The following is a 22,320-nucleotide window of genomic DNA, read 5'->3' on the forward strand; positions in this document are numbered from 1 at the left end:
ACGTTGACATCCAGAAGCTCTGTGGCATTGCAGCAAATTGTTCAAGAAACCGTAACCGGTCTGGGCTATGACCTGGTTGAGATTGACCGCACAGCGGGCGGTTTGTTGCGCATCACCATCGACTGGCCATGGCAGCCAGGGTCAGAGCTGTTCATCAACGTGGAAGACTGTGAGAAGGTCAATCGACAGTTGCAATTCGCGCTGGAAGTCGATGGCGTGACCTACAACCGGTTGGAGGTGTCCTCCCCCGGCATCGATCGCCCCTTGCGCAATGAGCAAGACTTCGAGCGCTTTGTGGGCGAATTGATTGACATCACGCTCAAGCAGCCCATGGGCGAAAGCGCTGCAGGCATGGTCAATCCGACACGCAAAAAATTCCGCGGCACGCTCGAGCGTGACGCCACCGGCCAAGGCTGGCAAATCGTCTGGAGCGATGAGCCTGCAGTCAAGCCCGGTCAAAAGGTCAGTAAAAAGCGGATACCCGCGCCCTTACATGCGTTGGGTTTCACGCTCGATGAGTTGCGCGATGCGCGACTCGCCCCCGTTGTGGACTTCAAAGGGCGAAAGCCCAAGCAGGAAGCCTGACGGCCGCCCCCATTTTTTGAGCAAACTTTCGGGCTCTGTACTCAGGCCCGCTGGAACAGGAGAGTCAATTCATGAATCGCGAAATGTTGATGTTGGTCGAAGCCATCTCACGTGAAAAGAACGTTGAGCGCGATGTGGTGTTTGGAGCCGTGGAAGCTGCTTTGGCCCAGGCCACCAAGAAGTTGTACGAAGGCGAAGTGGACATCCGTGTGGCGGTGGACCGCGACAACGGCAATTACGAGAGCTTTCGCCGCTGGCATGTGGTGCCCGACGAAGCCGGTTTGCAATTGCCCGAGCAGGAAATCCTGTTGTTCGAAGCCAAAGAACAAATCCCGGACATCGAAGTTGACGAATACATCGAAGAGCCCATTGAATCCTTGCCGATTGGCCGCATTGGCGCCATGGCCGCCAAGCAGGTGATTTTGCAAAAAATCCGCGATGCCGAGCGCGAGATGCTGCTCAACGACTTCATGTCGCGTGGCGAAAAGATTTTTGTGGGCACCGTCAAGCGCATGGACAAGGGCGACATCATCTGCGAGTCTGGCCGCATCGAAGGCCGTCTCAAGCGCAGCGAAATGATCCCCAAGGAAAACCTGCGCAGCGGTGACCGTGTGCGCGCCATGATCATGGAAGTGGACCTGACTTTGCGCGGCGCCCCCATTTTGTTGTCGCGCTCGGCCCCCGAGTTCATGATCGAGTTGTTCCGTCAGGAAGTGCCCGAGATCGAGCAAGGCTTGTTGGAGATCAAAACCTGCGCCCGTGACCCCGGCTCCCGCGCCAAGATTGCTGTGCTGTCGCACGACAAACGCGTCGACCCGATTGGCACCTGTGTGGGTGTGCGTGGTACACGTGTCAACGCTGTCACTAATGAATTGGCTGGCGAGCGCGTGGACATCGTGTTGTGGAGTGAAGACCCGGCCCAGTTCGTGATTGGTGCTTTGGCTCCGGCCAATGTGCAGTCCATCGTGGTGGACGAAGAAAAGCACGCCATGGACGTGGTGGTGGACGAAGAAAACCTCGCCATCGCCATCGGTCGCGGTGGCCAAAACGTGCGTTTGGCCTCTGACCTGACCGGTTGGAAGATCAACATCATGGACGCGGCCGAGTCGGCCCAAAAGCAGGCCGAAGAGACCACCGGCATTCGCCAGCTGTTCATGGAAAAGCTGGACGTGGACCAGGAGATTGCAGACATCCTGATCGGTGAAGGCTTCACCAGCCTGGAAGAAGTGGCCTATGTGCCGATCCAGGAAATGCTGGAAATCGAAAGCTTCGACGAAGACACGATCAATGAACTGCGTACCCGTGCCAAGGACGCATTGTTGACCCTTGAGATTGCACGTGAAGAGAGCGTTGAAGACGTTTCTCTGGACCTGCGCGACCTGCCTGGCTTGACGCCTGAGCTGATTTCCAAGCTGGTGGAAGCGGGTATCCACACCCGTGACGACCTGGCTGACCTGGCCACCGACGAACTGACTGACATTACCGCTCAGACAGCTGAAGAGGCGACCGCCCTGATCATGAAAGCCCGTGAACATTGGTTCGCTGGCCAGGCCTGAAGTCTGATGGAGGCTTGAACAAAATTATGTCCAGTACCACTGTTGCCGAGTTCGCCAATGAACTCAAAAAATCTGCCGATGTTTTGCTTGAGCAATTGCGATCTGCCGGGGTGCCTAAGGCCACTCAGGCCGATGCTTTGACCGACGCGGACAAGCAAAAACTCCTGAGCTATTTGCAAGCGAGCCACGGCACCGTGTCCGCCGACCGCAAAAAGATCACGCTGGTCAAAAAATCGACGAGTGAGATCAAGCAAGCTGATGCTTCAGGCAAAGCCCGCACCATCCAAGTCGAAGTGCGCAAAAAACGCACATTGATCAAACGCGATGACGAACCTGTGGCCGCGGCAGAAGAGGCGGTTGAGGAGCCTCAGATTGACCACGCAGAACTGTCTCGCCGCGAAGAAGAAGCGCGCCGACAGGCCGAGTTGATCCGCCGTCAAGAAGAAGATTTGGCAGAAAAGCGCCGCCTTCGTGAAGCCCAAGAAGCCGCGCAGCGTGCTGAGCTGGCTGCTCAAGAAGCGAAAGCTTTGGCACAAGCCCAGGCACAAGTGATCGAGGAAGCCAAGACGCAAGAGCCTGCTCCTGCAGCCAAGCCGCAACTGAGCCGCGAAGAGCGTGAACAGTTGGCGCGGGCAGAAGCGGCCAGAATCAATGCTGCGTCCCAGGCCAAGCCTGCGGCTGTTGCTGCGACAGAGCCCGTGACCTCAGCCGCGGACAACAAAGCCGCAGCGGCTGCTGAAGCTGCCCAAGCTGCTGCCGCAAAAGCCGATGCCGACAAGGCCGCTCGTGAAGCCGCAGCCCAAAGGGCTGCTGCCGAGTCCAAAGCCAAGGCTGATGAAGACACGGCGCGTGCTCAGGATCTGGACGCACGACGCCGCAAGGCTCTGGCCGAGGCCGAAGCCATCCGCGCCATGATGAATGCCCCCAAAAAGGTGTTGGTGGCCAAGAAGGAAGAGCCCAAGGCTGAGCCCAAAGCAGCGGTCAAAGGCACGCTGCACAAGCCAGCAGGTACACCCGCCCCTGGTGCACGTGCAGCGGCTGCCCAAGCTGCAACATCTGCTGCGCCGGGCGCTCCTGGTGCGAACAAGGAAGTCAAATCGGCCAAGCTGTCGTCCAGCTGGGCGGGCGATCCTGCCAAGAAAAAGGCCATTCCCACGCGTGGTGATACCAGTGGTGGTGTGGGCCGCAACAACTGGCGCACAGGGCCTCGCGGCCGACGCGGCAATGAGCGCGACCGTGAAGAAGGCCAAAACCAGCAGGCACCGGCTGAAGTGCGTGTGTTGGAAGTCCACGTACCGGAGACCATTACCGTGTCGGAGTTGGCCCACAAGATGGCCATCAAGGCCTCTGAGGTCATCAAGCACCTGATGAAGCTGGGCCAGATGGCCACCATGAACCAGCCGCTGGACCAAGACACCGCCATGATCGTGGTGGAAGAAATGGGCCACAAAGCGGTGGTGGCGGCTCTGGACGATCCAGAAGCCTTCACCGACGACGAAGTGTCCGATCAACACGCCGAGTTGTTGCCCCGAGCACCTGTGGTGACTGTCATGGGCCACGTGGACCACGGTAAAACCTCGCTGCTGGACTACATCCGCCGTGCCAAAGTGGCATCCGGCGAAGCCGGTGGCATCACCCAGCACATTGGCGCTTATCACGTCGAAACGCCTCGCGGCATGATTTCTTTCTTAGACACCCCCGGTCACGAGGCCTTCACGGCCATGCGTGCCCGTGGTGCGCAAGCCACCGACATCGTCATCCTCGTGGTGGCCGGTGACGACGGTGTGATGCCGCAAACCAAAGAAGCCATCAAACACGCCAAAGCGGCGGGTGTGCCGATCGTGGTGGCCATCAACAAGATGGACAAGCCCGATTCGAACATCGAGCGCGTGCGTGCTGAACTGATTTCTGAAGAAGTCGTGCCAGAGGAATTTGGCGGCGAATCGCCTTTTGTCTCTGTGTCTGCCAAAACCGGCATGGGCATCGACGAATTGCTTGAGCAAGTGCTCTTGCAAGCCGAAGTGCTGGAACTCAAGGCTCCGGTGCAAGCTGCCGCCAAGGGTTTGGTCATCGAAGCGCGTCTGGACAAGGGCCGTGGTCCTGTGGCCACCATCTTGGTGCAGTCGGGCACTTTGAACACGGGTGATGTGGTGCTGGCTGGCCAGACTTTTGGCCGCGTGCGTGCCATGCTGGACGAAAACGGCGCCACCATCAAATCGGCTGGTCCCTCGATTCCTGTCGAGATTCAAGGTCTCACCGAAGTGCCACAAGCCGGCGACGAATTCATGGTCATGAGCGATGAGCGCCGTGCCCGCGAGATCGCCACTTACCGTGCAGGCAAGTTCCGCAACACCAAGCTTGCCAAGCAACAAGCGGCCAAGCTCGAGAACATGTTCACCGACATGTCGGCGGGCGAAGTCAAGATGCTGCCCATCATCATCAAGGCCGACGTACAGGGTTCGCAAGAAGCCTTGGGCGCATCCTTGCTCAAGCTGTCCAACGAAGAAGTCAAAGTCCAGCTGGTTTACTCCGGTGTGGGCGGCATCAGCGAATCGGACATCAACCTGGCGATCGCTTCCAAGGCCATCGTGATCGGCTTCAACGTGCGTGCCGATGCCGGTGCGCGCAAGTTGGCCGAAGGCAATGGCGTTGACCTGCATTACTACAACATCATTTATGACGCTGTGGATGAGCTCAAAGCCGCGATGTCGGGCATGTTGGCTCCAGAGCAGCGCGAAGAGATCATGGGTATGGCCGAAATCCGGACCGTGTTCGTGGCCTCCAAAATCGGTACGGTTGCAGGTTGTATGGTCACTTCGGGTCAAGTCACCCGCAATGCCAAATTCCGCCTGCTGCGCAACAACGTGGTCATCTACACCGGCGAACTCGACTCGCTCAAACGTCTCAAAGACGATGTGCGTGAAGTCAAGGAAGGCTTCGAGTGCGGTATCAAGCTCAAGAACTACAACGACATCAAAGAAGGCGATCAACTCGAATTCTTCGACGTCAAGGAAATCGCGAGAACGCTGTAAATGGCGCGTAAAAAGCAGTCCTCTGTGCCCAACCGCGGTTTCCGCGTGGCCGACCAGATCCAGCGGGATCTGGCCGAGTTGATAGCACGCGAGTTGAAAGACCCGCGTGTGGGCATGATCACGCTCAACGCCATCGAGGTCACACCCGATTACGCCCATGCCAAGGTTTTTTTCAGTGTTTTGACGGGCAATCCCGAAGAAGCCACCGAAGGCCTGAACGCTGCTGCGGGTTTTTTGCGCAATGGCTTGTTCAAACGATTGCACATCCACACCGTGCCGACATTGCACTTCTTGTTTGACCGCACCACAGAACGTGCCTCAGATATGAACGCATTGATCGCCAAGGCCGTGTCGTCTCGCGCCCAGGAGGACTGAGCATGAACGCGCCACGCACCAGGGTGCAGCGGCGCCCTGTGCACGGGGTGCTGCTGCTCGACAAACCGCTGGGTCTTTCCAGCAATCAGGCTTTGCAAAAAGCCAAATGGTTGCTGCGTGCCGAGAAAGCGGGTCATACCGGGACACTCGACCCTTTGGCCACGGGTGTCTTGCCTTTGTGTTTTGGCGCCGCCACCAAGTTCAGTCAGCAGCATCTGGATGCTGACAAGACTTACGAGACCACGGTGCGGCTGGGTCTGAAAACCAACACGGCCGATGCCGAAGGCGAGGTGATCTCTGTCCGAGAAGTGTCATGTTCGGCTGGTATGGTGGTTGAAGTGTTGGACCGGTTCATGGGGTCGATCAGCCAAGTGCCTCCGATGCACAGCGCCTTGAAAAAAGATGGCAAGGCACTTTATGAATATGCCCGAGAGGGTGAAACCGTTGAGCGCGAAGCGCGCAACGTGGTGATTCATGATTTGAACTTGCTGGACATGCAACTGCAAGGTGATGCACCTTTTTTGCGTTTGCGTGTGCGGTGCAGCAAAGGCACTTACATCAGAACGCTGGGCGAAGACATCGCCGAGGCATTGGGGTGTGGTGGTCATTTGAGTGCTTTGCGTCGCGTGGTGACCGGGCCTTTTGAAGAAGCCCAGTGCGTGACCTTGTCTGCGCTCGAGAGCATGGACGAAAACCAAAGGCTGGCGGCTTTGCGGCCGGTCGATGTGCTGCTGCCGGACTACACCCAGGTGAGTTTGGACAGCGACAACGCAGGCAAGTTTTTGAGTGGGGTGCGCCGTCGCGGCCCTTGGAATGATTGTGATCAAGTCGTGGTGTATGGAGAGCATCCTCGTGCCTTGCTGGGAACAGCACATGTGCATGGCGGCGAATTGATTCCGGGTCGATTGTTGAGCCCGATCGAAATTCAACAGATTTTGGAAAAATCACCTGTCAACGTGCCATTGCTGGCCGAGCAGGTTTAAAGGAAGAGAAAGCATGAGCAAGCAAATTCGCAACATCGCCATCATCGCGCACGTTGACCACGGCAAAACCACCATGGTGGACCAGCTGCTGCGTCAGTCGGGTACCTTCGCTGACCACGAAAAAGTCGTCGACACCGTCATGGACAACAACGCCATCGAACGTGAGCGCGGCATCACCATCTTGGCCAAAAACTGCGCTGTCAGCTGGGAAGGCACCCACATCAACATCGTGGACACCCCCGGCCACGCGGACTTCGGTGGCGAAGTTGAACGCGCCTTGTCCATGGTCGACGGTGTGGTGCTGCTCATCGACGCGCAAGAAGGCCCCATGCCCCAAACACGTTTCGTGACCAAAAAGGCTTTGGCTTTGGGCTTGAAGCCCATCGTGGTGGTGAACAAGGTCGACAAGCCCGGTGCGAACCCTGACAAAGTGGTCAATGCCGCTTTTGACCTGTTCGACAAATTGGGTGCGAACGACGAGCAGCTGGATTTCCCCGTGGTGTACGCCTCCGGCATCAATGGCTGGACATCTTTGGAAGAGGGCGCACCCGGTGAGCAGTGGGGCCCCGACATGTCGGCCTTGTTCAATACCGTGCTCAAGCACGTCAAGCCCAACGCAGGCGACCCCGCAGCGCCGCTGCAATTGCAGATTTCTGCCCTCGACTTTTCGACCTTCGTGGGCCGTATCGGTGTGGGTCGCATCAGCCAAGGCACCGTCAAGCCCAACATGGATGTGGTGGTGATGGAAGGCGCTGACGGCTCGACCATCAAAGGCCGAGTCAACCAAGTGCTGACTTTCCAAGGCCTGGACCGCGTGCAGGTGACCGAAGCCGGTCCTGGCGACATTGTTTTGATCAACGGGATTGCTGACCTGAACATCGGCGTGACGGTGACCGACCCGCTCAAGCCCACCCCACTGCCCATGCTCAAGGTGGACGAGCCCACCCTGACCATGAACTTCTGCGTGAACACCTCGCCTTTGGCAGGCCGTGAAGGCAAGTACGTGACCAGCCGTCAGATCTGGGACCGTCTGCAAAAAGAGCTCCAGCACAACGTGGCTTTGCGCGTCAAAGAAACCGACGAAGACGGTATTTTTGAAGTGGCCGGTCGTGGTGAATTGCACCTGACCATCTTGCTGGAAAACATGCGCCGTGAAGGCTACGAGCTGGCTGTGTCCAAGCCTCGAGTGTTGTTCCGCGACATCAACGGTGAGCGCCATGAGCCTATCGAGTTGGTGACGGCCGACATCGAAGAAAACCACCAAGGCGGCGTGATGCAAGCCTTGGGTGAGCGCAAAGGCGAGTTGGTCAATATGGAACCCGATGGTCGTGGTCGTGTCCGCTTGGAATACCGCATCCCGGCCCGAGGCCTGATCGGTTTCACCAACGAATTCCTGAACTTGACCCGTGGTTCCGGCCTGATCTCCAACATCTTTGACGGCTATGAGCCGCACAAAGGCGAAATCGGCGGCCGCAAGAACGGTGTGTTGATTTCCATGGACGACGGTGAAATCTTCACCTATGCCCTGGGCAAGCTGGACGACCGTGGCCGCATGTTCGTCAAGGCGAATGATCCGGTGTACGAAGGCATGATTGTGGGTATCCACAGCCGTGACAACGACCTGGTGGTCAACGCCACGCGCACCAAGCAGCTGACCAACTTCCGTGTGTCTGGCAAAGAAGACGCGATCAAGATCACGCCTCCAATCGACTTGACACTGGAATACGGCGTTGAATTCATCGAAGACGACGAATTGGTCGAAATCACACCCAAGAGCGTGCGTCTGCGCAAGCGTTTCCTCAAGGAAAGCGACCGCAAGCGCAACAAGTGATCGGCTAAGCCATCATGCGTTTGACTCACGGCATGGCCGTCTGGACCATGGTGGGCTGTACCGCCTTGTGGTCAATGGCCGGGGTGGTGACGCGCCACCTCGACCGAGCCCAAGGCTTTGAGGTCACGTTCTGGCGCAGTCTCTTTACGGTGGTCTCCCTTCTGATCATTTTGCCCCTGTGGAAGGGCCAAGGCATTTGGCGAAGTTTGCCTTGGCGAAACCCTTACTTCTGGATATCTGGGGTGTGCTGGAGCATCATGTTCACCGCCTTCATGGTGGGCCTGACTTTGACCACAGTGGCCAACGTGCTGATCACCATGGCCGTGGCTCCGTTTCTCACCGCTTTGTTGTCTTGGGGCTTTCTCAAAGCCCGTTTACCCTTGCGCACCTGGGTGGCGATCATGCTGGCCGGTGCTGGTATCGCTTGGATGTATGGCAGTCAACTGACCATGAACGATCCCAACTTCCTCATTGGCACCTTGGTCGCCCTGTGCGTGCCCTTGGCTGCAGGTGTGCAATGGACATTCCTGCAAAAAAGCCAAAGCAAAGGGCCCATTGATTTGGTGCCCTCGGTATTGCTTGGAGCTGTTATTTCAAGTTTGCTTATGCTGCCAGTGTCATGGCCTTTTCAGGCCTCTGCCCACGATGTAGGTTTGCTGGCGATGCTGGGTTTGTTTCAACTGGCGATTCCCTGCGTTTTGTCGGTCATTTGTGCCCGAGTGCTTCAAGCCCCCGAAGTGTCCTTGCTCGGCATGCTCGAAGTGGTGTTTGGTATCACATTGGCTTGGTGGGGTGCCAACGAAGCCCCTCAAATGAGCGTATTGTTGGGCGGGTCCCTCGTCCTGGGGGCTTTGCTCATGAACCAATGGTTAGGCTGGAGACAAAACAATGTCTGATGTCATCGCACAAATTGAAGGCCGCATCGGCTGCATCACCCTCAACCGCCCCAAAGCGCTCAACGCCCTGTCGCTCGACATGGTGCGCTCTCTGACGCAGGCCTTGCTCGATTGGCAAGCCGATCCCCAAGTGCTGGCCGTGGCGGTACGCGGCACGGGTAAAGAAGGGCCGTTTGGTGCTTTCTGTGCGGGGGGCGACATCCGATTTTTCCACCAAGCGGCCACGGCAGGTGATGCGTCCTTGGGTGACTTTTTCACCGAAGAGTACCGCCTGAACCACCTGATTCACACCTACAGCAAACCCTACATTGCCTTCATGGATGGCATCGTCATGGGCGGCGGCATGGGCATCAGCCAAGGTGCCAGCGTGCGTGTGGTGACCGAGCGGACCAAGATGGCCATGCCCGAAACCAACATCGGTCTGTTTCCTGATGTGGGTGGCGGTTATTTCCTGAGCCGTTGCCCGGGCCGTCTGGGTGAATACTTGGGCCTGACAGGCCATATGTTGAGCGGCGCACAAGCCGTGGCCGCCAAGTTGGCCGATATCGCGCTGCCCAGCGGTATGCTCGAGCCCATCTGGCAAACCCTGATCAGCAGTCCCTTTGAGAACCCCGAGTCGGTGGAGCGTTGGGTGCTGGCCCAAGCCGGTGCCATGACCCCTGAAAAGCTCACGCCTCAGCCACAAATTGACGAGGTGTTTGGCTTGCCCACGGTGGCCGACATGTTGACCCGGTTGGAGTCGGCGTCCGATGAATGGAGCCAGAAAACGGCCCAGGCTTTGCGTCACCGCTCGCCCTTGATGCTGCATGTGGTGCTCGAACAAATTCGCCGCGCCCGACAAATGAGCCTGGCCGATGACCTGCGCATGGAGCGGGACATGGTGCACCACTGTTTCCACCTGCGATCGGTGGCCAACAGTGAAACGGTGGAAGGTATCCGCGCTTTGGCCGTGGACAAAGACCACACGCCGAAATGGAAGCCTGCACGTGTGGAAGATGTGGATCTTGCTGAAGCAGCGCGTTTCTTTGCCAGCCCATGGCCCTCAGACCATCACCCGCTGCGCGATCTGAGTTGAACGTTTGCGCCTTGCCGTTCAGCGGTCGCGGTGGCGGCTCTTCATGGCGCGTTCGATTTCGCGCTTGCCTTCGCGGTCTTTGATGGTGTCGCGTTTGTCGTGCTCGGCCTTGCCTTTGGCCAGCGCAATGTCGCACTTCACTTTGCCTGATTTCCAGTGCAAGTTGATTGGCACCAGGGTGTAGCCCTTTTGTTCGATCTTGCCGATCAGCCGCTTGATCTCTTCCTTGTTCAGCAGCAGCTTGCGCGTGCGTGCGGCTTCGGGGTTGATGTGGGTGGAGGCGGTTTTGAGTGGGTTGATCAAGCAGCCGATGATGAACAACTCGCCATTGCGAATCACCACATAACCGTCCGTCAGCTGCACTTTGCCTTCGCGAATCGCCTTGACCTCCCAGCCTTCGAGCACCATGCCGGCCTCGTATCGCTCTTCAAAAAAATAGTCGAATGACGCTTTTTTGTTCTCGGCGATCTTGGCGAAGGTGGGGGCAGCAGGGGACTTTTTGGTGGTGGCCATGAGGAGCAGATAAGGACGGCACTGCTGTTCGCAAGGGTGTGCCGCTGGGCGAAGCGCCTGCGGGCGCGTCGAAAAACTACAATCGCTGCATTGTATGAAGAATATCCACAAGTCCGTTCTGATCTGGTACTCGCCAGAAGAAATGTTTCGCCTCGTGACCGACGTGGCGCGTTACCCCGAATTTCTGCCGTGGTGTGACCGTGCCAGTGTGCTCGAAACCGACGCCCAGGGCATGGTGGCCGAGGTCGGCATCAGTCTGGGCGGCATCCAGCAAACCTTCACCACCCGCAACACCCACGAAGAAGGGCGCTCTGTCGGCATGAGCTTGGTCAAAGGGCCTTTCTCTAATCTGAGCGGCACTTGGCGTTTCATCCCCGTGGGCGACGGCTCGCAACGCGCCTGCAAAGTCGAGCTGGATTTGCAATACGGCTTTTCCAGTAAAACCCTGGCGGCGCTCGTGGGCCCCGTCTTCGACAAGATCGCAGCCAGCTTGGTGGATGCTTTTGTCAAACGAGCTGAATCGGTGTATGGCTGAGCAGCTCGTACCGGTCACACTGTGCTGGAGCTTGGCGCCCCGGCATGTGCAAGAAATTCAGCTGAAGGTGCCCACAGGCAGTACCGTGCAGGACGTGTTGGCACGCGGTGTGACGCAGTGCTTGCAAGGTCAAGAGGCCATCGACCCCGCATTCTTGTCGTCGCTGCAGTTTCAGCAACCCGGCATCTGGGGCAAAAAAGTGCCCTGGACACAGGTGGTGCAAGAGGCCGACCGCATCGAGTTGTATCGCCCTCTCAAGGTGGACCCCAAAGTCGCTCGCCGCCAGCGGTTCAAGCGACAAGGCAAAGGCCGCACTGGCCTTTTTGCCAACCGCAAGAGCGGGTCTGCTGCCGGGTATTGAAACGACCATGCAAGCCCTTTTGAACGCCATCGCCCAGATGGCCAATACCCCCGACGCCCACCGTGTTTTCCACGGCCGTGGTGGCCTGTATCCCGGCTGCGAGCACTGGACGCTGGACTGGTTTGCGCCCGTCTGGGTCCTGACCAGCTTCAAAGCCGTGAGCGAGGACGATCTGGCCCTGTGCCAGGATGCACTCGCGCAGCGGTGGGAAACCCTGGCCTACGGCGAGCCGCTGAACTGGGTGTTCCAGTGCCGTGCGCAAGGTGAAGCACAAACCCGCCTCATGGCCGGCAGCGTGCCCGAGCAGCATGTGGTCACCGAGCAGGGCGCCAAGTACCTGGTGCATGTGATGCGCGGCCAGAACCACGGATTGTTTCTGGACATGGCGAATGGTCGTGAATGGCTCAAACGCCACGCTCAGCATGAAAACATCCTCAACCTGTTCGCCTACACCTGCGCGTTTTCGGTGGTGGCGTTGCAGGGCGGGGCGGCGCAGGTGGTCAATCTCGACATGAGCCAGGGTGCATTGGCCGTAGGCCAGCAAAACCACCGCCTCAACGACTTGCCTGCCAAGGCCCGTTTTTTGGGTCACGACATCTTCAAGACCTGGGGCAAGATCAACAAAATGGGGCCTTACGGTGTGATCGTGATCGATCCGCCCAGCTACCAAAAGGGCAGCTTCATCGCCACCAAGGACTACATCAAGCTGATCCGCCGACTGCCGGATTTGCTCGAGCCACAAGGTCATGTACTTCTGTGCCTGAACGCGCCCGAATTGGACACGGCTTTTTTGCACGCCCAGGTGGCGCAAGCGGCACCCAGCTTGCGTTTTGTGGAACGTTTGGTCAATCCGCCAGCTTTTGCCGATATCGATCCAGAAAAGTCACTCAAAGTGTTGCATTACCAAAACGCCTGAGACTTTTGAGCTTGGGAGTTGGGGGGTGAATCAGGGAATTCCCTTGGCTCGCGCGAGTACAATCCATTTTTTGGAGCCTTAGCTTATGCGCCTACTCGGTAAAGCCCTGACTTTTGACGACGTTCTCCTCGTCCCCGCGTACTCCCAAGTCCTTCCGAAGGACACGTCCCTTGCGACGCAATTCACCCGAAACATCCGCCTGAACTTGCCCCTGGTGTCCGCCGCCATGGACACCGTGACCGAAGCGCGCTTGGCGATTGCCATCGCGCAAGAAGGCGGCATTGGCATTGTTCACAAAAACCTCACCGCGCAAGAACAAGCCGCCCAAGTGGCCAAGGTCAAGCGCTACGAATCGGGCGTTCTGCGCGACCCGGTCGTCATCACACCCGGCACCACCGTGCGCCAGGTCATGGCTTTGAGCGAAGAGCTGGGCGTGTCGGGCTTTCCCGTGTGCGACGGCGGCAAAGTGGTCGGTATCGTGACGGGTCGCGACTTGCGTTTTGAGACCCGCTACGACCAAAAAGTCAGCGAAATCATGACCCCGCGTGAGCGCTTGGTCACCGTGCCCGAAGGCACCACACCAGAGCAAGCCAAGCACCTGCTCAACAAACACAAGCTCGAGCGCCTTTTGGTGGTCAACGATGCCTTTGAGCTCAAGGGCCTGATCACGGTCAAAGACATCACCAAACAGCTCAACTTCCCCAACGCCGCCCGTGACGGTGCAGGCAAACTGCGTGTGGGCGCGGCCGTCGGGGTAGGAGAGGGCACCGAAGAGCGCGTGGAGGCGCTCTCGCTTGCAGGTGTTGATGCCATCGTGGTGGACACCGCCCACGGCCACAGCAAAGGCGTCCTCGACCGCGTGCGCTGGGTCAAACAAAACTACCCGCACATCGAAGTCATTGGCGGCAACATTGCCACCGGCGCAGCCGCTTTGGCTTTGGTCGAGGCGGGCGCTGACGGCGTGAAGGTCGGTATCGGCCCCGGCTCCATCTGCACCACCCGCATCGTGGCGGGTGTGGGCGTGCCGCAAATCATGGCGGTGGACTCTGTGGCCACAGCCCTCAAAGGCACGGGCGTGCCCCTGATTGCTGACGGCGGTATCCGCTACAGCGGCGACATTGCCAAAGCCATTGCTGCAGGCGCGGGCACGGTGATGATGGGCGGCATGTTCGCCGGCACCGAAGAAGCCCCCGGCGAAATCGTGCTGTTCCAGGGCCGCAGCTACAAAAGCTACCGCGGCATGGGCTCGATTGGCGCCATGCAGCAGGGCAGTGCCGACCGTTACTTCCAAGAGTCCAGCACGGGCAACCCCAATGCCGACAAACTGGTGCCCGAAGGCATTGAGGGACGCGTGCCCTACAAAGGCTCTGTCGTGTCCATCATTTACCAAATGGCGGGCGGTTTGCGTGCCAGTATGGGTTACTGCGGCTGCGCGACGATTGAGGCCATGCACAACGAATCCCAGTTTGTGGAAATCACCGCAGCGGGCATCCGTGAAAGCCATGTGCACGATGTGCAGATCACCAAAGAAGCGCCGAACTACCGGGCTGAGTAAAATCTGTATTTGATCACCAAGGCGTCTGCACCCCAGACGCCTTTTCATTTCTCAAAGAACGACGCCTGCCATGCAGCACTCCAAAATCCTGATCCTCGACTTCGGCTCGCAAGTCACCCAGCTCATTGCCCGCCGCGTGCGCGAAGCGCATGTGTTTTGCGAAGTGCATCCCTGCGATGTGAGCAGCGATTGGGTGCGCGAATACGCCCAAGACGGCAACCTCAAAGGCATCATCTTGTCGGGTTCTCACGCCAGCGTGTACGAAGTCGATGACCGAGCGCCAGACGCCGTTTTTGAGTTGGGTATTCCGGTGCTGGGCATTTGCTACGGCATGCAGACCATGGCCGAGCAGCTGGGCGGCAAGGTCGAAGCGGGCACCACCCGCGAGTTTGGTTATGCAGAAGTGCGGGCGCATGGCCACACCGAGCTGCTCAAGGGCATCGAAGACTTTGCCACGGCCGAAGGCCACGGCATGCTCAAGGTCTGGATGAGCCATGGCGACAAGGTCACCCAAATGCCAGAAGGCTTCAAAGTCATGGCCTCGACACCGGCTTGCCCGATTGCAGGCATGGCCGATGAATCGCGCCATTTCTACGCGGTGCAGTTCCACCCCGAAGTCACACACACCGTTCAAGGCCAGGCGCTGCTCAACCGCTTTGTGCTCGACATTTGCAAGGCCAGCCCCGACTGGATCATGGGCAACTACATCGAAGAAGCCGTGGCCAAGATCCGCGAGCAAGTCGGTGATGAGGAAGTCATTTTGGGCTTGTCCGGCGGCGTCGACTCGTCGGTGGCTGCCGCCTTGATCCACCGCGCCATTGGCGACAAACTGACCTGCGTGTTTGTGGACCACGGCCTGCTGCGTCTGAATGAAGGCGACATGGTCATGGAGATGTTCGTCGGCAAGTTGCACGCCAAAGTCATCCGCGTCGATGCCAGTGACTTGTTCCTCGGCAAACTGGCGGGTGTGAGTGAACCCGAAGCCAAGCGCAAGATCATCGGCGGCTTGTTTGTCGATGTGTTCAAGGAACAGGCCGCCAAACTCAAGGCGGGCGACGGCGGCCACAAAGGCGCAACGTTCTTGGCCCAAGGCACGATTTATCCCGATGTGATCGAGTCCGGCGGCGCCAAGAGCAAAAAAGCCGTCACCATCAAGAGCCACCACAACGTGGGCGGCTTGCCCGAGCAACTGGGCCTGAAACTGCTGGAGCCTTTGCGCGAACTGTTCAAAGACGAAGTGCGCGAACTCGGCGTGGCCCTGGGCTTGCCCCGTGAGATGGTTTACCGACACCCATTCCCAGGCCCCGGTCTGGGTGTGCGCATTCTGGGCGAAGTCAAAAAAGAATACGCCGACCTGCTGCGCCGTGCCGACGCGATCTTCATCGAAGAACTGCGCAACTTCACCGACGAATCGGGCAAGACCTGGTACGACCTGACCAGCCAAGCCTTCACCGTGTTCTTGCCAGTCAAGAGCGTGGGCGTGATGGGCGACGGCCGGACCTACGACTATGTGGTGGCCCTGCGTGCCGTGCAGACCAGCGACTTCATGACCGCCGACTGGGCCGAGCTGCCGTATGCACTGCTCAAGAAAGTGTCGGGGCGCATCATCAACGAGGTGCGCGGCATCAACCGGGTGACTTACGACGTATCGAGCAAGCCGCCTGCGACCATTGAGTGGGAGTGAAGGAAGATCGGTTTGCAACGTTCAAAAACGTTCAGCAAACCGGCACTTTCCCTAGGTAAATCAACAACTTACCAAAGTTAAGCGCTCCAGATCGATCAACGTCGATCAGGGGCGTTTTGCATTTTTAGTCGGTATTTCTGGCGGTATTGTTCGGGGCCTCGATCCTGTCCGAGTTCAATACCGTCAATGAGTTTGACGGTATCAGACAGCCACCCAAAGGACTGACTATGCCGTTTGATGACACCTCCTCCGCAATCGCCGAGACCGACTCTGCAGGTTCCGAGCAACTTCCAGCCTCACGCAAGCAACGCAACAAAACTGCGCTCACCGAGACCTTCCTCAAAAACGTCAAGCCGAGCGACAAGCTCCAGAAGTTCACCGACGGCATGGGCCTGTATTTGGTTGTTCTTCCGTCTGGGGTGAAGACATTTAGATACGATTACCGCGTCCCCAAGGCTGACGGAAGCGCCAAGCGCGAGACCCTCACCATCGGCCGCTTCGAGCCAGGCACTGCCAGCCGGCTGGAGGACGAGCTCAAGACCCTGGACTACGGCCTGGCGGTCTCGCTCAAAGATGCCCGGGCACTGCGCGACCGCGCTAGCCGCCTGGTGGAGGTCGGCGAGTCGCCGTCCAGGGCCAAGGCCGAGCAGCGCGCTGTTGCCGCTGAAGCGCCGACCTTTGGATCCTGGGTGCAAAAGTACTTCGAGTTCAAGTCTGACCCCAAGAGTGGCGACGAGTGCCTGGCCGACTCCACCCTGGATCTGCGCAAGTCGGTGTATCGGCGCTTGCTCCAGGAACCGCTGGGCAAGCTGCGCCTGGAAGAGATCAAGCCGACCGCCCTGGCCGAGCTGCTGGATGGAGTTAAGAGCAACAACGGCCCAGGCCCCGCAGTGCATGCCCGTGAGCTGGTGCTCCTGGTGTACCGGTTCGCAATAGGAAAGGGCGTCGAGGTGGCGAATCCAGCTGAGTCGATCCAGCGCAGGACGATTGCCACGTTCAAGGCCCGTGAGCGCAATCTGAACCGCCGGGAGGTCAAGGTGTTCATTGACGCCCTGCAGACCACCCAGACCATGCCCACGCTGCGCCTGGTGCTCAAGTTCATGCTGCTGACCATGGTGCGCAAGGGCGAGTTCATCGACGCCACCTGGAAGGAGATCGACTGGGAGCGCTCATCCTGGACGATCCCCGCGGCGCGAATGAAAGCTGGCAAGGCCCACACTGTGCCGCTGTCCGAGCAGGCCATGGACATCCTGACCACGCTGCGGTCTTGCTTTCCCTCCAGCCGCTACCTGCACCCTGGCCGCTATGAGTCGGATATCCCGATCAGCAATGCCACGCTGAACCGCAGCATTGACGCCACCGTCAAGGCCATCAATGACAAGCTGGCGCCAGACGCCGAGCCCTTCGAGGGCTTTTCGGTGCACGACCTGCGCCGCACGGCCTCCACCAGGCTGAACGAGGCCATGTTTCCAGAGGCCTTGATCGAGGCCTGCCTGGCACACCAGAAGCAGGACCAGGTCGCGGCCGCTTACAACCACGCAAAGCACATGGGGCCACGCCGCGCGCTGATGCAAGGCTGGGCCGACATGGTGGACTGCTGGATGAAGGGTGAGAGCGCCAAGGAAGTGATCGGCGCCACCAAGGTGCGCATTGATGCGGCCGCACACGATGACGCGGACATGGATCTTTAACTTACACACGGGACTGAAAATGACAAATCTAAACGACAACGCAATGACCGCGCTCAGCAACGTGCAGTCCGCCCAGAACATCATGGAGAAGCTGTTCCATGATGGAGCTCTGGACTACCTGCCGCACGACTCGACCTATGACGCCCTGCGCAGCATGAATGCACACCTGGCCACGGCGCAGGCCACGCTGGAGTCTGCCCTGATCGGCGAGGACGTGATGGTCCTGGTGTAGAGGCGCCAGCCGCCAATCGAGGCCACCTACGGGTGGCTTTTTTAATGACTAAACCACTGTACAAAATTACACGGTGCACGTAAGACCTTTATCGGCCAATAGAGTCCCATAAACACCCACCGAGACAGCCTGCTACGCGCAGCACACGGGAGTGGACAGCAGGCGAAATGCCTGCAGCGATGCGAGGAGCCCGAAGCAGATGCCATCACTGTTTCCAGGCGCGGATCGAGTCCCAGGACGGCAACCGCCGGGGTGAACTGAACTGGCACCACTGTTTCCAGGAGCTCAGCATGTCTGACAAATTCCTACGTTTGCCCAAGGTAATAGAGATCACCGGCCGCACCAAGTCAACCCTTTATCTTGACGTTAAGTTGGGCAGATTCCCCCAGCCGGTCAAGATTGGCCCCCGCGCATCTGGGTGGCTTGAGTCTGAAATTAAAAACTGGATGGCCACGCGCGCGGCTGCAAGGATCCCAGCATGAGCGCCCGCAATCTTCGCCGCCCCGAGGTGCTGGCAAAAACTGGGCTGAGCAAGACCGCCCTTTACCACCTGGAGAAGGCCGGCACCTTCCCCCAGCACACCATGCTCACCCCGCGCCTGGCAGTGTGGAGCGAGGCAGATGTGGACGCCTGGCTCGCATCGAGCAGAGCAGCGCCGGCCATCACCGCGGCTGCGCCAGATGTCACCAGGCGCAAGACGGTCGGCAAGCGTCAAGCAGCTGCAGGGCCTCAGTTGAACGAAGTGCGCCAGATGCTGATGGACGCCATGCGCCTGCTGGATCGGCTGGAGCGCTTGGGCGTTGTGCCTGCGGTGTCGGTGGCCAGCTGCTGGAACAAACCTGCAGGGGTGTCGGCATGAGCGCCTCAACCTTGGATCAACTCAAAGCCCGGGCTGCGATCCACATGGTGGAGCTGACCCATACCCAGGACGGTTTCATCTGTCGGCAGTGGGCGATCACCCGGCGATTTGAAACGCTGGAGCAGGTCGCAGCCTGGCTCGACCAGTTCGACGCAAAGGAGGTGGGCAATGTCTGACCCCAAAAACACCAATGCCCCGGCGGCAACCGAGGCATCGGACAAAAACACTACCCCAGGAAATGTACCAACTGCTCATAAAACAGGCAATCCCCCAGCGTTGCGTGAGTTCAACAGCGACAAGATCCCGCAGGAGCTCAAGGCGCAAAAGCGCTGGGCGCCATGGAAGGCCGTGTGGAGCGAAAAGCGCGGCAAGTACGACAAGATCCCTTGTCACGTCAACGGCCACGGCATCAGTACCGCAAAGCCCGAACAGTGGTTCACCTATGCCGAGGCCCTGCAGGCCTATGCCAACGCGGCCGACCGCTACGCCGGCCTGGGCTATGTGATGACCGGCCCCCACGACCTGGTGGGCATCGACTTGGACAATTGCATAAAGAGAGAGAAGGTCAAGCCCTGGGCGGAGAAGATCGAGCCCTGGGCGCAGGAGATCATTGACCAGGCACGCAGCTACACCGAGCTGTCGCCGTCAGGTACGGGCCTGCGCATCTTCGTTCGCGGCACGGTTCCCGATGACTGGACCAACCACATCGTGGGCGTGGAAATCTACGCCGGCCACCAGGGGCGTTTCCTCACTGTGTCGGGCTCGCGCCTGAAGACCAGCGTGGAAGTGATCAACGCGGCCCCCGCTGGGTTTCTGGATGGCCTGTTTGGCAAGTACGGCAAGCCAGCCGCACCAAAAGCAGACACGCCGGCAACAGCGATGCCAGATCTGCTGGACGAGCTGTCGCTACCTGGCCTGGATGAACTTGGCCTGCACCACAAGGTCAAGGACTTCCTGACCGAGGGCGCCGCCGATGGTGACCGTTCAAGACTGGTTCAGGCCGCTGGTGTCGCGCTATACGCAGCGGGGCTCAACGACGAGCAGGTGTTCAGTGTCCTGGTCAGTAACCCGTACGTCATGGAGGTGGCGCTGGACCATCGGCGCCAGGATCCAGAACGCGCCATGCAATACCTGTGGGCTGAGCACTGCCAGAAGGCAAAGCCCAAGGCGACATCCAAAGTGGCGACCGCGGACGACTTCGAGGATGTGAGCTCAGCTCACACCCCTGCGGCGGCCGCACCGGTCACCCAGGCAGCGCCGTCCGGCGAGACATCAGCGCCAGCTGCGCCGACAAACCGCTTTGAGTTCCAGCAGTTTGCCGACTACCTGGACCGCAAGCCCATCAGCTGGATCATCAAGCGGATCCTGCCGCAGGCCGAGGTCGGCGTTGTGTACGGTGAGTCAGGCGCCGGCAAATCGTTTTTCGCGCTCGACTTGGTGATGTCGGTGGCCACCGGTACGCCGTGGAAGGACCGCCAGGTGGTTCAGGGCACGGTCGCATACATCTGCGCAGAGGGCGCTGGTGGCTTTGCACTGCGCATGAAGGCATACGCCGAGCACCACGACATCGACGGCACCACCGTGCCGCTGCACGTCCTGGCTGGGGCGCCTAACTTCCTGGACAAGGCCGACATCAAAGACTTGGTGAGCTCACTGAAGAAATTGCCCAACCTTTCCCTGATCGTGGTGGACACCCTGGCCCAGGTGACGGCCGGCGGCAATGAGAACTCGGGCGAGGACATGGGCCGCGCGTTGTCGCACTGCAAAGCGCTGCACCAGGTCACTGGCGCCATGGTGCTGATGGTGGCGCACTCGGGCAAGGACGCCTCCAAAGGCATTCGGGGCTGGTCGGGCATCAAGGGCGCGCTGGACGTTGAGCTGCTGGTTGAGCGCGCAGGCGACGAGCGTGCGGCCAGCATTACCAAGATGAAGGACGGCAGTGGAGAGGGCGAGCAGCACGGTTTCAAGCTCACCACGGTCAGCCTGGGCGTCGACCGCGACGGCGAGCCCATCACCAGCTGCGTGCTTCACCACACCGCGATGGTGCCTAAAAGCAAGCGTAAGGCAGAGCCCAGAGGAGCGATCCAAGCGGTGGTGTTGCGCAAGGCCATCGAGCTCACCGACCTGCCGGGCGTGGTCACCACCACCCAGTTGGTGGACGCCGCGGCGGATGAGATTCCGGAGACAGGCACCAAACGCGATCAGAGAAGGCAACACACCTTGAGGGCGCTTGAATCGCTTGTTGCAGCGAATCGAATCTCCCTCGCTCAAGGAAGGGTGGTGGTGCTGTGATCTGCAAAAAATTACACGTTCATGTGCTTCAACTGCTTCAACTTGCTTCAAGAAGCGCGCTGAAGATTCGGCAATCTGCTTCAACTGCTTCACGACACTTTAGGAGTGAAGCAGATGAAGCACGAAGCAAGTGCAGCAGGAGGGGATTTGGGTATGGTGCAAGGCAAATGGCCTTTTTGCCAAACCCGGGTGAAGTTGCGCCAAACCCAATGCGATTTATGCAAGACATGAGACCCGCAGGAGCGCGGCCATGAAGCGGGTGGAGATGCCCATCGGCATGCACAGGGGCACCTCGGTGTCGCTGATGCCCACCAACTACCTGCTGTGGTTTTTGAGCGTCACCAGCCTGCGCCAGAAGTACCCCTGGGTGTCCAGAAAAATGGTCCAGGTGCTGCACGACCGTTTCGAGGATTCTGGCCAGGTGGATGCCCTGGTCGACCCCGACTACTGCGACCTGGTCTAAACCCAATCTAAGGAAACCCAACATGACACACGGACATCACATCGGCGACCTTCCCGAGGAATTTGACCTGGACCAGATGGCCGACCTGCACCGCAGAGGCTACGACACCATCAGCTCGCGCACTTACCGCAGCCTGGCTGCAGAGGGGCACGACCCGAGAGCGTTTCGCACCTGGGGTCAGAGCCAGCTCCAGGAAGCGCTCGACGAGGCCAGTTTGGTCTAAATCGTTCAACACCAATCATCAACGGGCTACCCCAACCCCGCGCCAGTGCTTGCGATGCGGGGGAGGGCGTCTGGCCCATACCGTCAAAAGTACCGTCAACAATTCTCGGAGCTCACAAAATGACCGACCTCGACCTATTTGCAGAGACTCACGCCGTCATCCAGGAGCTACGCAACAAGCACCTGGCAGACTCCCCGCAGTACCAGCGCTATGACCTGCTGTGCCGGCAGCTGTGGCTGCGGGTGGGTGTCCTGCAACGCCAGGACTTCAGGCCGGTCGTGTTCGATGCCAATTGCCCTGGCTTCGTCAAGATCGGGTACTGGCCCGAGGACAAGGTCTACACCGTGCCGGCCAAGTTGCAAGACAGCATGCGCGATGCCTGGCAGATCCTGTGCACCCGTGGCCGCTTGACCTTCGCCAGTGCCAATGCCGTGCGCAACCGGATGAACAACGTGGCCGATTGGATTCAGGACAAGACAGGCATCTGGGAGCTCGCTGGCTGCCTGCGCAGTCCGTACCTGGTGATCAGTGACGGTGAAGGCATCTCGACCAACCACAGGCTGCAGATCGTGTTCGACGCCTAGCGTGTGCCGAGCGTGTGCGGGGTTCACACCAGCAGCACTCCCGCCGACCATTGGGCCAACTTTTCACAAGAGGCCAACA

At 59.1% G+C, this 22,320-nt stretch carries 23 protein-coding genes; 22 read left to right on the plus strand and 1 reads right to left on the minus strand.

Translation table 11 applies throughout. The features are described 5' to 3' along the window. Positions 1-21 precede the first annotated feature (21 nt). The 8 genes from rimP (at position 22) to B9Z50_RS06800 (ending at position 10,333) form a co-directional block, all read left to right on the plus strand. The gene (gene rimP, locus B9Z50_RS06765; RefSeq protein WP_108362898.1) at positions 22-585 is read left to right on the plus strand and encodes a ribosome maturation factor RimP; all 564 of its coding nucleotides are present in this window, start codon (positions 22-24) and stop codon (positions 583-585) included. Positions 586-656: 71 nt separating this feature from the next. Next, positions 657-2,141, plus strand: coding sequence for a transcription termination factor NusA (nusA, locus tag B9Z50_RS06770; RefSeq protein WP_108362899.1), 1,485 nt, complete (start codon positions 657-659; stop codon positions 2,139-2,141). Positions 2,142-2,167: 26 nt separating this feature from the next. After that, the gene (infB, locus tag B9Z50_RS06775) at positions 2,168-5,173 is read left to right on the plus strand and encodes a translation initiation factor IF-2 (protein WP_108363639.1); all 3,006 of its coding nucleotides are present in this window, start codon (positions 2,168-2,170) and stop codon (positions 5,171-5,173) included. Further along, positions 5,174-5,548, plus strand: coding sequence for a 30S ribosome-binding factor RbfA (gene rbfA / locus B9Z50_RS06780; protein WP_108362900.1), 375 nt, complete (start codon positions 5,174-5,176; stop codon positions 5,546-5,548). Positions 5,549-5,550: 2 nt separating this feature from the next. Next, positions 5,551-6,531: a tRNA pseudouridine(55) synthase TruB gene (gene truB / locus B9Z50_RS06785; protein ID WP_108362901.1), complete on the plus strand. Its 981-nt coding sequence runs from the start codon at positions 5,551-5,553 to the stop codon at positions 6,529-6,531. A 13-nt stretch (positions 6,532-6,544) separates the two neighbouring features. Beyond that, positions 6,545-8,362, plus strand: coding sequence for a translational GTPase TypA (gene typA, locus B9Z50_RS06790; RefSeq protein WP_108362902.1), 1,818 nt, complete (start codon positions 6,545-6,547; stop codon positions 8,360-8,362). 14 nt (positions 8,363-8,376) lie between these two features. Further along, on the plus strand, positions 8,377-9,258 hold the full coding sequence (locus B9Z50_RS06795; protein ID WP_108362903.1) for a DMT family transporter: 882 nt from the start codon (positions 8,377-8,379) through the stop codon (positions 9,256-9,258). After that, the gene (locus B9Z50_RS06800) at positions 9,251-10,333 is read left to right on the plus strand and encodes an enoyl-CoA hydratase/isomerase family protein (RefSeq protein ID WP_108362904.1); all 1,083 of its coding nucleotides are present in this window, start codon (positions 9,251-9,253) and stop codon (positions 10,331-10,333) included. The genes B9Z50_RS06795 and B9Z50_RS06800 overlap by 8 nt, the downstream gene beginning before the upstream one ends. Before the next feature lie 18 nt (positions 10,334-10,351). Here B9Z50_RS06800 and smpB read toward each other — a convergent pair whose 3' ends face one another. Next, positions 10,352-10,846 (minus strand): SsrA-binding protein SmpB, encoded by a 495-nt coding sequence (gene smpB / locus B9Z50_RS06805; RefSeq protein ID WP_108362905.1) that lies wholly within the window; start codon positions 10,844-10,846, stop codon positions 10,352-10,354. 94 nt (positions 10,847-10,940) lie between these two features. On the opposite strand from smpB, the gene B9Z50_RS06810 reads away from it, so the two are divergent. From B9Z50_RS06810 to B9Z50_RS06875, 14 genes are all read left to right on the plus strand, one after another. After that, a complete protein-coding gene (locus B9Z50_RS06810) occupies positions 10,941-11,381 on the plus strand; it encodes a type II toxin-antitoxin system RatA family toxin (protein WP_108362906.1) in 441 nt (146 codons plus the stop codon). Further along, complete coding sequence (locus B9Z50_RS06815; protein ID WP_108362907.1) at positions 11,374-11,742, plus strand: RnfH family protein; 369 nt, start codon at positions 11,374-11,376, stop codon at positions 11,740-11,742. The genes B9Z50_RS06810 and B9Z50_RS06815 overlap by 8 nt, the downstream gene beginning before the upstream one ends. A gap of 7 nt (positions 11,743-11,749) precedes the next feature. Next, positions 11,750-12,658, plus strand: coding sequence for a class I SAM-dependent methyltransferase (locus B9Z50_RS06820; RefSeq protein WP_108362908.1), 909 nt, complete (start codon positions 11,750-11,752; stop codon positions 12,656-12,658). A gap of 85 nt (positions 12,659-12,743) precedes the next feature. Then, a complete protein-coding gene (gene guaB / locus B9Z50_RS06825) occupies positions 12,744-14,213 on the plus strand; it encodes an IMP dehydrogenase (protein WP_108362909.1) in 1,470 nt (489 codons plus the stop codon). A gap of 70 nt (positions 14,214-14,283) precedes the next feature. Further along, complete coding sequence (gene guaA / locus B9Z50_RS06830) at positions 14,284-15,897, plus strand: glutamine-hydrolyzing GMP synthase (protein ID WP_089957620.1); 1,614 nt, start codon at positions 14,284-14,286, stop codon at positions 15,895-15,897. A gap of 227 nt (positions 15,898-16,124) precedes the next feature. Further along, positions 16,125-17,588, plus strand: a complete 1,464-nt coding sequence (locus tag B9Z50_RS06835) for a site-specific integrase (RefSeq protein WP_108362910.1) — start codon at positions 16,125-16,127, stop codon at positions 17,586-17,588. Positions 17,589-17,607: 19 nt separating this feature from the next. Further along, positions 17,608-17,820, plus strand: coding sequence for a hypothetical protein (locus B9Z50_RS06840; RefSeq protein WP_146183176.1), 213 nt, complete (start codon positions 17,608-17,610; stop codon positions 17,818-17,820). A gap of 290 nt (positions 17,821-18,110) precedes the next feature. Next, on the plus strand, positions 18,111-18,302 hold the full coding sequence (locus tag B9Z50_RS06845) for an AlpA family transcriptional regulator (protein WP_108363641.1): 192 nt from the start codon (positions 18,111-18,113) through the stop codon (positions 18,300-18,302). Further along, positions 18,299-18,679, plus strand: coding sequence for an AlpA family transcriptional regulator (locus B9Z50_RS06850; protein WP_108362912.1), 381 nt, complete (start codon positions 18,299-18,301; stop codon positions 18,677-18,679). The genes B9Z50_RS06845 and B9Z50_RS06850 overlap by 4 nt, the downstream gene beginning before the upstream one ends. Beyond that, a complete protein-coding gene (locus B9Z50_RS06855; RefSeq protein WP_108362913.1) occupies positions 18,676-18,855 on the plus strand; it encodes a hypothetical protein in 180 nt (59 codons plus the stop codon). Before B9Z50_RS06850 ends, B9Z50_RS06855 begins: the two co-directional genes overlap by 4 nt. After that, positions 18,848-20,971: an AAA family ATPase gene (locus B9Z50_RS06860; RefSeq protein WP_108362914.1), complete on the plus strand. Its 2,124-nt coding sequence runs from the start codon at positions 18,848-18,850 to the stop codon at positions 20,969-20,971. The genes B9Z50_RS06855 and B9Z50_RS06860 overlap by 8 nt, the downstream gene beginning before the upstream one ends. A gap of 250 nt (positions 20,972-21,221) precedes the next feature. Continuing rightward, the gene (locus B9Z50_RS06865; protein ID WP_108362915.1) at positions 21,222-21,434 is read left to right on the plus strand and encodes a DUF3820 family protein; all 213 of its coding nucleotides are present in this window, start codon (positions 21,222-21,224) and stop codon (positions 21,432-21,434) included. Positions 21,435-21,456: 22 nt separating this feature from the next. Beyond that, entirely contained in the window at positions 21,457-21,657 is a 201-nt protein-coding gene (locus tag B9Z50_RS06870; RefSeq protein ID WP_108362916.1) for a hypothetical protein, read from the plus strand. Positions 21,658-21,776: 119 nt separating this feature from the next. Further along, the gene (locus B9Z50_RS06875) at positions 21,777-22,241 is read left to right on the plus strand and encodes a hypothetical protein (RefSeq protein ID WP_108362917.1); all 465 of its coding nucleotides are present in this window, start codon (positions 21,777-21,779) and stop codon (positions 22,239-22,241) included. Positions 22,242-22,320: the final 79 nt, after the last annotated feature.

Origin of the sequence: Limnohabitans sp. Bal53 (assembly GCF_003063355.1) — a bacterium.
In the GTDB taxonomy this organism is placed as follows: domain Bacteria; phylum Pseudomonadota; class Gammaproteobacteria; order Burkholderiales; family Burkholderiaceae_C; genus Limnohabitans_A.

Coding starts and splice junctions, on each gene's coding strand:
- nusA (WP_108362899.1), top strand. CDS start 657: ATGAATCGCGAAATGTTGATGTTGGTCGAAGCCATCTCACGTGAAAAG.
- infB (WP_108363639.1), top strand. CDS start 2,168: ATGTCCAGTACCACTGTTGCCGAGTTCGCCAATGAACTCAAAAAATCT.
- rbfA (WP_108362900.1), top strand. CDS start 5,174: ATGGCGCGTAAAAAGCAGTCCTCTGTGCCCAACCGCGGTTTCCGCGTG.
- truB (WP_108362901.1), top strand. CDS start 5,551: ATGAACGCGCCACGCACCAGGGTGCAGCGGCGCCCTGTGCACGGGGTG.
- typA (WP_108362902.1), top strand. CDS start 6,545: ATGAGCAAGCAAATTCGCAACATCGCCATCATCGCGCACGTTGACCAC.
- B9Z50_RS06795 (WP_108362903.1), top strand. CDS start 8,377: ATGCGTTTGACTCACGGCATGGCCGTCTGGACCATGGTGGGCTGTACC.
- B9Z50_RS06800 (WP_108362904.1), top strand. CDS start 9,251: ATGTCTGATGTCATCGCACAAATTGAAGGCCGCATCGGCTGCATCACC.
- smpB (WP_108362905.1), bottom strand. CDS start 10,846: ATGGCCACCACCAAAAAGTCCCCTGCTGCCCCCACCTTCGCCAAGATC.
- B9Z50_RS06810 (WP_108362906.1), top strand. CDS start 10,941: ATGAAGAATATCCACAAGTCCGTTCTGATCTGGTACTCGCCAGAAGAA.
- B9Z50_RS06815 (WP_108362907.1), top strand. CDS start 11,374: ATGGCTGAGCAGCTCGTACCGGTCACACTGTGCTGGAGCTTGGCGCCC.
- B9Z50_RS06820 (WP_108362908.1), top strand. CDS start 11,750: ATGCAAGCCCTTTTGAACGCCATCGCCCAGATGGCCAATACCCCCGAC.
- guaB (WP_108362909.1), top strand. CDS start 12,744: ATGCGCCTACTCGGTAAAGCCCTGACTTTTGACGACGTTCTCCTCGTC.
- guaA (WP_089957620.1), top strand. CDS start 14,284: ATGCAGCACTCCAAAATCCTGATCCTCGACTTCGGCTCGCAAGTCACC.
- B9Z50_RS06835 (WP_108362910.1), top strand. CDS start 16,125: ATGCCGTTTGATGACACCTCCTCCGCAATCGCCGAGACCGACTCTGCA.
- B9Z50_RS06840 (WP_146183176.1), top strand. CDS start 17,608: ATGACAAATCTAAACGACAACGCAATGACCGCGCTCAGCAACGTGCAG.
- B9Z50_RS06845 (WP_108363641.1), top strand. CDS start 18,111: ATGTCTGACAAATTCCTACGTTTGCCCAAGGTAATAGAGATCACCGGC.
- B9Z50_RS06850 (WP_108362912.1), top strand. CDS start 18,299: ATGAGCGCCCGCAATCTTCGCCGCCCCGAGGTGCTGGCAAAAACTGGG.
- B9Z50_RS06855 (WP_108362913.1), top strand. CDS start 18,676: ATGAGCGCCTCAACCTTGGATCAACTCAAAGCCCGGGCTGCGATCCAC.
- B9Z50_RS06860 (WP_108362914.1), top strand. CDS start 18,848: ATGTCTGACCCCAAAAACACCAATGCCCCGGCGGCAACCGAGGCATCG.
- B9Z50_RS06865 (WP_108362915.1), top strand. CDS start 21,222: ATGAAGCGGGTGGAGATGCCCATCGGCATGCACAGGGGCACCTCGGTG.
- B9Z50_RS06870 (WP_108362916.1), top strand. CDS start 21,457: ATGACACACGGACATCACATCGGCGACCTTCCCGAGGAATTTGACCTG.
- B9Z50_RS06875 (WP_108362917.1), top strand. CDS start 21,777: ATGACCGACCTCGACCTATTTGCAGAGACTCACGCCGTCATCCAGGAG.